Raw genomic sequence first — 8,079 nt, 5'->3', positions numbered from 1 at the left:
CAAAAAAAACAGTCACCATAAGATGACTGCTTTGCTTATTGTGATTCTTGTTGCGTAAAACGTTCGTTTATGACCCGTTAACTATAGTATAGAATCCGGGTCACTTGACCCGGAGATTTCCGTTATTCTTCTTTCGATGCTTCAATGATCCGTGCCGAAATATTTTCCGGTACCGGATCATAACGATTCATCTTCATCGTATACGTGCCCAATCCCTGCGACATACTGCGCAGATCCAGTGAATACCGCAGCATTTCTGCCAATGGTACCTGGGCTTCGATGATCTGAATATCATCCTGCGGCGTCATGCCCAGAATCGATCCGCGGCGCTTATTCAAATCGCCGATGATCGTGCCTGTATATTCATCCGGAACGGTAACCGTTACATCCATGATCGGTTCCAAAAGAATCGGATGTACTTTCTTCATTGCATCTTTGAAAGCCAAATGAGCAGCCATCTTAAATGCCATTTCACTCGAATCGACATCGTGATATTTACCATCCAGCAAGGTCGTTTTCAAGTTGACCATCTTATAGCCCGCCAGCGGCCCGTTCATGCAGCATTCCCGCAGACCGGTCTCGACCGCCGGGAAGTATTGTTTCGGCACCGCACCGCCGAAGACTTTCTCATCAAATTCCATCTCTTCGCTGTCTGGGTTCGGCGCAAATTCGACAAAGACATGTCCGAACTGGCCATGACCGCCGGATTGTTTCTTATGACGGCCTTCCCCAATATCCTTCTGGGTGATGGTCTCCCGATAGGTTACTTTTGGATCCTGCGTCGTAACATCGACTTTGTATTTATTTTTTAATTTTGAAAGCAGGACATCCAGGTGCTGGTCACCGATGCCGTATACAACTGTTTCTTTGGTTTCCTTATTGTTTTCGACCTTAAAGGTTGGATCCTCTTCAAGCAGGCGGTTCAAGCCGTTGGACATCTTATCTTCATCGTTCTTGGATTTCGGATAGATTGCCTGACCGAACATTGGCTCATCAAAATGGATCGGATCCGCGATCAATAATTTATCTTTCTGACACAGTGTGTCATTGGTCTTAGTATTCTGCAGTTTCGTTAACGCACCAATATCACCCGTAAACAATTTTCCGACACCGGTCTGGTGTTTTCCTTTGATGATATAAATCGTGCTGATCTTTTCCGGATTGCCGTTATTCGCGTTGTAGACGACCGAATCGCTGGACAATACGCCGCTTAAGACCTTCACATACGAAATACGTCCGACAAATGGATCGACAATCGTCTTAAAGACTTGTGCCGTCAGGACTTCGTTTTCGTTGGTCAGCAGTTCGACTTTTTCACCATTCGGTGTGGTTGCCGTATACATACCACGTTCTGAATAAGTCGGGAAATAATCGACGATCAGATCCATCAATCGGCGGATGCCGATCATATTCGTGGCACTGCCGGAATATACCGGCACGATCTCACCATTGCGGATTCCGATCCGCACGCCGCGCGTCAATTCTGCATCGGTGAACTCCTCACCGGAGAAGAATTTCTCCATCAGTTCATCATCGCCCATGGCAACAGCTTCCGCGATCTGATCTTTATAGACATCAACTTCATCTTTCAGTTCTTCCGGGATCGGCTGCGGTACGTTCTCATTGGCTTTTTCACCTTTGTAGTACCAAGCCTTATTATGCAGGATATTGATCGAACCGACGATCTCACCATTTTCTTTGATCGGCATTTCAAACGGAATGATGTTCTTACCGAATGCTTCACGCAGCTGATCATAAGCGGTATTGAAATCCGTTTCCGGATCATCCAGTTTATTGATGAAAATGATGGCCGGTTTCTTGCTTTCGACAGCGGCTTTATAAGCCAGTATCGTTCCCGGTTCTGTAATATTCTTCGCGTCTGCTACGATCAAGGCACTGTCGCCGACCGCAAAGCCGGCCTGTTTTTCACCGACAAAATCCAGATAACCCGGCGTGTCGATGAAATTGATCTTGCAGTTTTCCCATTCGATCGGAATGACGGTCGTATAGATACTGATGCCGCGGCGGATCTCTTCGCTGTCGAAGTCGATCATGCTGCTGCCGTCGCTGGTCTTTCCAAATCGATCCGTTGCTTTCGTATAGTAAAGCAAGGCTTCCATGACAGCGGTTTTACCGGCACCGCTGTGGCCGATCACACTAACATTGCGTACTTCTGAACTTAAATAATCTCTCATGATCCCGATCTCCTATTTCAATAATGGTTCCAACTGCGGACGGCAGTATTCTCTGACATAATCCAATGCTACGTTGCCTTGTTTATCTTCCATGTCTTTATCGGCACCGAAAGCCAACAACTTTTCAACCAAGCTTGGATAACCGCCGTACGCGGCACGCATCAATGCTGTACATCCATTATTGTCAAATAGGTTCACATCGGCATTTCTTTCCAATAAAATACGAATTGTATCACGTTTAAAGGCGATGCTTGCTTCCATCAGCGCCGTACGTCCGACTTCGTCCTGCGCATTGATATCTGCTCCGGCATCCAACAGTACGTTGACACAGCGGTCACGGCCTAACAATGCCGCACGCATCAGTGCTGTCCGACCGCGGTCATCTTTGGCGTTGACATCCGCCCCGGCCTGGATCAAAGCGATGCAGATCGTCCGGTTGCCCTTCTTGGCCGCACCCATCAAAGCAGTTTTACCTTTATTATCTGTCATATTGACATCTGCGCCGTTGTCGATCAACAGCTGCACGACTTCCTTACGGTCACGTTTCGCTGCCCGCATCAAAGCGCTTCGTCCGTCTCCGTTCTGATAATTGACATCTGCCCCTGCTTTAATTTGAGCAGCTGCCATCGGGAAATCACCATTTGCACATGCATCCCAGAAAACTTTGTTAAATTCTTGGTCCATCATAGATTCCTCCCATCTTATTAAGTTGTATGATGTTGTAAAAGAAAAACCGGAAAACGCCCGCAGTCATTCACCGGTATATCTCTTGAAAAGAGTAAGTAAAATGTTCAAAATTATATACAATTCGTACTTGAACTTTTGTCATTTTAACCACTCCTTTATTTAACTAAGTCCATTATAACGAATCCCCTAAAACAATCAAATCAAGTACCAATTAGGACAAATTTATTACAGTTTTAACCAACTAGACAAAAGATTCCTGTTTTTTTATAATCAAATGAGGGAGGACTGTATGATCAAGATTATTTTTTTCGATATTGACGGCACGCTCCTGCCTTTAGCAGAGCGTAAAATTCATCCCCCGGTGGTGCGGGCCCTGCAGAAACTGCACGAAAAAGGGATCCTGCTGTTTTTGGCAACCGGCCGGCCGCCCTATGTCGTACCGAAATTTCCGGAAATCGAATTTGACGGAGCGATGTGCTTCAACGGTCAATATTGTTTCAACCGCAAAGAAACCGTATTTTCTCAGCCTTTGGATCCGCGCGACATCTGTCGAGTGATCGACAACGCCAAAGCCCTGAACAAACCGGTCCAGCTGGCATCCATGAATCGGATGGGCTGCAACTTCTTTGATAAAGACCTGGATGAGTACTTTTGGATCGCCGGTCAAAAAATGAAAGTTGTCGACGACTATGAAGCACTATTCCATGAAGGTATTTATCAGATGATGGTCCCCGGCACGGCTGAGCACGATCCGCAGCTGCTGAAAGGCTGCCCTACGCTGAAAGCGGCGCGCTGGTGGGACCGGGCAACGGATATCATCAATAAAAATTCTGGCAAAAGCATCGGCATGCGTCATATCCTGCATTATTACGGGATCCGTCAGGATGAATGCATGGCATTCGGCGACGGCGGCAACGACGTCGATATGCTTGAATATGCCGGCATCGGGATCGCGATGGGCAACGCGTTTGATTCCACCAAAGCCTGCGCGGACTACATTACCGATGATGTAAAAAAAGACGGTGTTTATACCGCCTTGAAAAAATTTCAATTGATCTAGCACAATGCGAACTCAACTTGTCCTTTGGACAAGTTGACCGCATAGCACAATACATCAACTTCCTGCCCCAGCGCAAACAATCGGTGACTGTTCTGTCCGATCAGGCACATTCGTGCTTCGTCATAGTCATAATGGTCGACCAGACTGTGCAGCGGCACCAGGCCCTCGACTGTATTATCCAATTCGACAAAGAAGCCAAAATTCATGACACCGACGATGGTGCCTTTGAATTTTTTCCCGATCCGTTTCGACATATATTCGGCTTTCTTATAATCATCGACGCTTCGTTCGGCATGAATGGCGTCTTTTTCTTTGAGCGAAACATAGTAACTTTGTTTCACGATCTTCGCTTCATCTTTGTGCACACCAATGCGGTCGGCATGTTCAAAATGATATTTCCTCAGCATCCGGTGCACCACCAGATCCGAATACCGGCGGATCGGTGAAGTAAAGTGACAGTATTCTTCCAATGCCAGTCCAAAATGGCCCAGGCACTTTGCATCATATCTTGCTTTCTGCATGGCCCGCAAAGCAACAAGCGATAAAACATCCTTCGCATGCGGATCTTCGATGGATAAAAGGAACTGCTGAATATCCTTGGCACTGACTTCGTCCGGATACAGATCGCAGGATTGATTCATGACCCTTGCGACAGTACAGATGGTCGCGGCCTTTTCCGGGTCCGGTGTCTCGTGCACACGATACATACAAGGCAGATGATTCTGATGCAGGAAGTTAGCAACACAGACATTGGCCTGGATCATACATTGTTCGATCATCTCTTCCGCAAAGCCACGTTTCTTTTCATAGATATCAACTGGAAATCCTTTTTGGTTCAGCTGAATGACAGCTTCTTTGGTTTCAAAATCGATCGTACCGCGCTCCTTGGCCCGTTCCTTCATTTTTAACGTCAGTTCTTTCAGATTTTCGATCAACGGCAGCACATCGGCATACTCTTCCTGCGCATCGGGATCACCAGCCATAACGGCATTGACTTTCCGATACGTACAGCGATGATCCGAGTGAATGACGGAGGGCATAATTTCATAAGCAATGCACCGTCCGTTTTGATCCATCTGCATCTTGCAAGTCTGTGTACAGCGATCAACATGCGGATTCAGCGAGCAGATGCCGTTGCTTAATTCAAACGGCAGCATCGGGATCACGCGGTCGCATACATAGATACTGGTGGAACGCAGATAGGCTTCCTGATCGATGGCGCTGCCTTCTTTGACATAATGACTGACATCGGCAATGTGAACATAGAGCACATACCCTTGTTCATTTTTCTCGATCGATATCGCATCATCGAAATCTTTCGCATCATCCCCATCGATCGTCACCGTGTACAAATCTCGGAAGTCGGTCCGTCCGATCCGATCATCTGGTTTAACTTCTGTTGGCAATTTTTCGACTTCTGCTCTGACTTTGTCATTAAATTCCATCCGCACTTTCTGTGTATAAAGCATGGTCGTGATATCGTTTCCGGCTTTCCCGTCATCGGGAATCAATTTGACCAATTTAGCCTGAAGCGGATTGGTATATGCTTCAATGGCCAGTACGGCTTTATCTTTCGGCCGCGGTTTTAAATCTTTCAGATTCGTAATTTTGATCGGCCGATGAAAATCGATGTCGCTGAAAAAAATCATGCCTTTTTTTGTCCGCTTGAACACCCCGGAGATCATTTGGATCTCGTGTTCATAGATCTTGACGATCTCATTCTTCTCCGGTGTCACATGCACCAGGACGACATCCCGATCGAACGCATTTTTGCCAAATTTCTTTTTTACATATATTTTTCCGTCGGCTGAAGTCACGGCGAATTCCCAGCGGGAAATATCTTTGACCCGGCCGACAAAATATTCCTCTTGCGTGATCAAATAATACGCATGGTGATCATTGTATAAAATGCGGCGTTCTTCCAGATCATTTAATGTTTGAATGAATTTGGTGAATTCTCTGCCTTCTTTTAAATGCAGCGCTTTTTCCATCGACCGCAGTGTCCAGCTGTCCTGGCGGTCAAACAGCGCCAGTATTTTATCTTCCATGTCTTTCCCTTCCTTCCGCAGAAAAAAAGGCCGGATGGCCTAGATTTTCAATAAATAAATGATAATGGCAAAAAAAGCAATGCCGCAGATCAGCGTCAGACGGCTGATGACTTTTTCCGGGCCTCTTTCTTTCTGCACAGCAAACAGGTTCAAGTCACCGCTGCCGGTGAAAGCAGCCGAAAGACCATCGGACTTTCCGCCCTGCAGCAATGTCAGTATGATGATCACACCTGCCAAGATCATTAAAATGATATTCAATGTGTTTTCCATATCATTCACCCTTTTCTATTCTTCGACCTTTTTCAGATCCAGGTACGGAATTTCTGTCGGGGTTTCCCGGCCGAATAAGATCAGCAGCACGGTTGCGACTTTTTTCTCGTCATCCATGCTTTCAACGGTGCCTTCCGTTCCTTCGAAAGCACCTTTCAGGACTTTTACCGTATCGCCGACTTTGAAATCTACGGCGATCTCCACATCGGTGCTGCCCAGACGGCGCAGGACACTGTCGATTTCTTCCTGCGGCACCGGGAACGGCTTCGCTCCCTTACCGCTGGATCCGATGAATCCCGTAACACCTGGTGTATTTCGTACGGCATACCATGCTTCATCGGTCATGACCATCTGTACCAGTAAATAACCGGAGAACAGATTGTGCGTCTTTTCGACCGGTTTGCCGTTCTTGATCTCAACTTCCTTTTCTTCTGCCACGATGATCTTGAAAAGATTGTCTTCCAGTCCCATCGTCGTAATACGACGTTCCAGGTTTTCTTTCACACGGTGTTCCTGGCCGGCATATGTATTAACAACGTACCATTCTTTTTTTAATTCCGGATTTTCTGCCATTCTCTTCACTCCTTATCCGAGGATCGCTTTCAGCATACCATTGGCGAGCAGTTCGCACAGAAAGAAATACAAACCAAATAAAATGGTAAACACGATGACCAAAGAACTGGATTTCATCAGCTGCCCAAAAGACGGCCACTGCACACGGCGCAGTTCACCGCGGACCTGACGGATCTGATAAACCCGCTTGGTCAGTTTATCTTCTGCTTTTAAATATTCATCTTCATGTTCCCGCTTTGCGGCCTTGCGTTCTTTTCGCGGAAGCGTCTTCAGATGTGCTTTAAATGCTTTATTGTCCGCTTTTAATTGTGCTAAAGCGGCTTTATTTTCTGCCTTTTCTTTGGCCTTGGCTTCTTTTTCTTCGGCTTTGGCTCTGGCTTTTGCTTCTTTATCTAACTTTTTTTGTTGTTTCTTCTCTTCTCTGCTTGCCATTTCGATCCTCTCCTATTTGGTTTCTTTATGTAACGTATGACGTCCGCACTTCGGACAGTATTTTTTTATTTCCAGACGCTTTGGCTGGGTCTTTTTATTTTTCGTGGTCGTATAGTTTCTGGACAGACATTCTGTACAGACCAAGGTAATTTTTTCCGCCATACCATCACGCTCCTTAACTCATAAAAATTATCATCTTTTCATTTATATGTCAATGTGCAGGAACCATTTTTTGATCTTCAGCAAGATATAACGCACCTTGCGGACCGAAATATTCCGCGCTTCGGCAATTTCCGCATTCGTGTAACCGATTTGTTTCAGCTTTAAGATCGAAATTTCATAATCAGTGAAATATAACTTCATCGATTTTTCGATTTCCAGCTTGCGGATCCCGACCATGACATCATCGTGGACGTTCATTCTGCGGTTTGGGATCGTTTCTGACACATAATGCGCGATATCCTCACGGACAAAGGCATCCAAATGAACCGTTGGATAATGCGCTTCAAGACTGTGGGACACATTATGTTTCGAAGCATCGATCACACGGTTATTCAGACAGTGAGAATAATACGTATCAAATCGAGTAATACGATCCGTGCGGCATCGATACAGGCAGTCGACCATCACCTGTCCGGAAAGATCCAGAAAATCTGCCAACTCTGATTCCTGATAATAGACGTTCAGTCGATTGCGGATCACGGTCATTGTCAAAGGTCGGAAATAAGCCATTAAATTCGGCAGCGCTTCAGGATCTTTTTGAAAGAAGAGATAGATCCATTCGTAATAATTGGTTTTCATGTTGCTCCTTCCG

At 46.0% G+C, this 8,079-nt stretch carries 9 protein-coding genes; 1 reads left to right on the top strand and 8 read right to left on the bottom strand.

Annotated elements, in window-relative coordinates; all coding sequences use genetic code 11:
• Positions 1-122: 122 nt before the first annotated feature.
• Together fusA and HNQ47_RS08360 are read right to left on the bottom strand one after the other, a co-directional pair.
• A complete protein-coding gene (fusA, locus tag HNQ47_RS08365) occupies positions 123-2,195 on the bottom strand; it encodes an elongation factor G (RefSeq protein ID WP_183328947.1) in 2,073 nt (690 codons plus the stop codon).
• 12 nt (positions 2,196-2,207) lie between these two features.
• A complete protein-coding gene (locus HNQ47_RS08360; RefSeq protein ID WP_183328949.1) occupies positions 2,208-2,879 on the bottom strand; it encodes an ankyrin repeat domain-containing protein in 672 nt (223 codons plus the stop codon).
• A gap of 292 nt (positions 2,880-3,171) precedes the next feature.
• On the opposite strand from HNQ47_RS08360, the gene HNQ47_RS08355 reads away from it, so the two are divergent.
• On the top strand, positions 3,172-3,942 hold the full coding sequence (locus HNQ47_RS08355; protein ID WP_183328946.1) for a Cof-type HAD-IIB family hydrolase: 771 nt from the start codon (positions 3,172-3,174) through the stop codon (positions 3,940-3,942).
• Here HNQ47_RS08355 and rnr read toward each other — a convergent pair.
• The 6 genes from rnr to HNQ47_RS08325 are packed head-to-tail and all read right to left on the bottom strand — an operon-like array spanning position 3,939 to position 8,066.
• A complete protein-coding gene (gene rnr / locus HNQ47_RS08350) occupies positions 3,939-5,990 on the bottom strand; it encodes a ribonuclease R (RefSeq protein ID WP_183328945.1) in 2,052 nt (683 codons plus the stop codon). The genes HNQ47_RS08355 and rnr overlap by 4 nt on opposite strands.
• A 39-nt stretch (positions 5,991-6,029) precedes the next feature.
• Positions 6,030-6,260 (bottom strand): preprotein translocase subunit SecG, encoded by a 231-nt coding sequence (gene secG / locus HNQ47_RS08345; protein WP_183328944.1) that lies wholly within the window; start codon positions 6,258-6,260, stop codon positions 6,030-6,032.
• Between the two features lie 15 nt (positions 6,261-6,275).
• Entirely contained in the window at positions 6,276-6,833 is a 558-nt protein-coding gene (nusG, locus tag HNQ47_RS08340; protein WP_183328943.1) for a transcription termination/antitermination protein NusG, read from the bottom strand.
• Between the two features lie 12 nt (positions 6,834-6,845).
• Positions 6,846-7,265 (bottom strand): preprotein translocase subunit SecE, encoded by a 420-nt coding sequence (gene secE, locus HNQ47_RS08335; protein WP_183328942.1) that lies wholly within the window; start codon positions 7,263-7,265, stop codon positions 6,846-6,848.
• Between the two features lie 12 nt (positions 7,266-7,277).
• Positions 7,278-7,427 (bottom strand): 50S ribosomal protein L33, encoded by a 150-nt coding sequence (gene rpmG, locus HNQ47_RS08330; protein WP_183328941.1) that lies wholly within the window; start codon positions 7,425-7,427, stop codon positions 7,278-7,280.
• Positions 7,428-7,469: 42 nt separating this feature from the next.
• Positions 7,470-8,066 carry a helix-turn-helix domain-containing protein gene (locus HNQ47_RS08325; RefSeq protein ID WP_183328940.1) on the bottom strand — a complete coding sequence of 199 codons (597 nt, stop codon included), beginning with the start codon at positions 8,064-8,066 and terminating at the stop codon, positions 7,470-7,472.
• Positions 8,067-8,079 lie beyond the last annotated feature (13 nt).

This window comes from Catenisphaera adipataccumulans (genome assembly GCF_014202755.1).
Classification (GTDB): domain Bacteria; phylum Bacillota_I; class Bacilli_A; order Erysipelotrichales; family Erysipelotrichaceae; genus Catenisphaera; species Catenisphaera adipataccumulans.
Note: the sequence above shows the minus strand (reverse complement) of the source record. Positions and strands in the feature narration are given on the sequence as shown.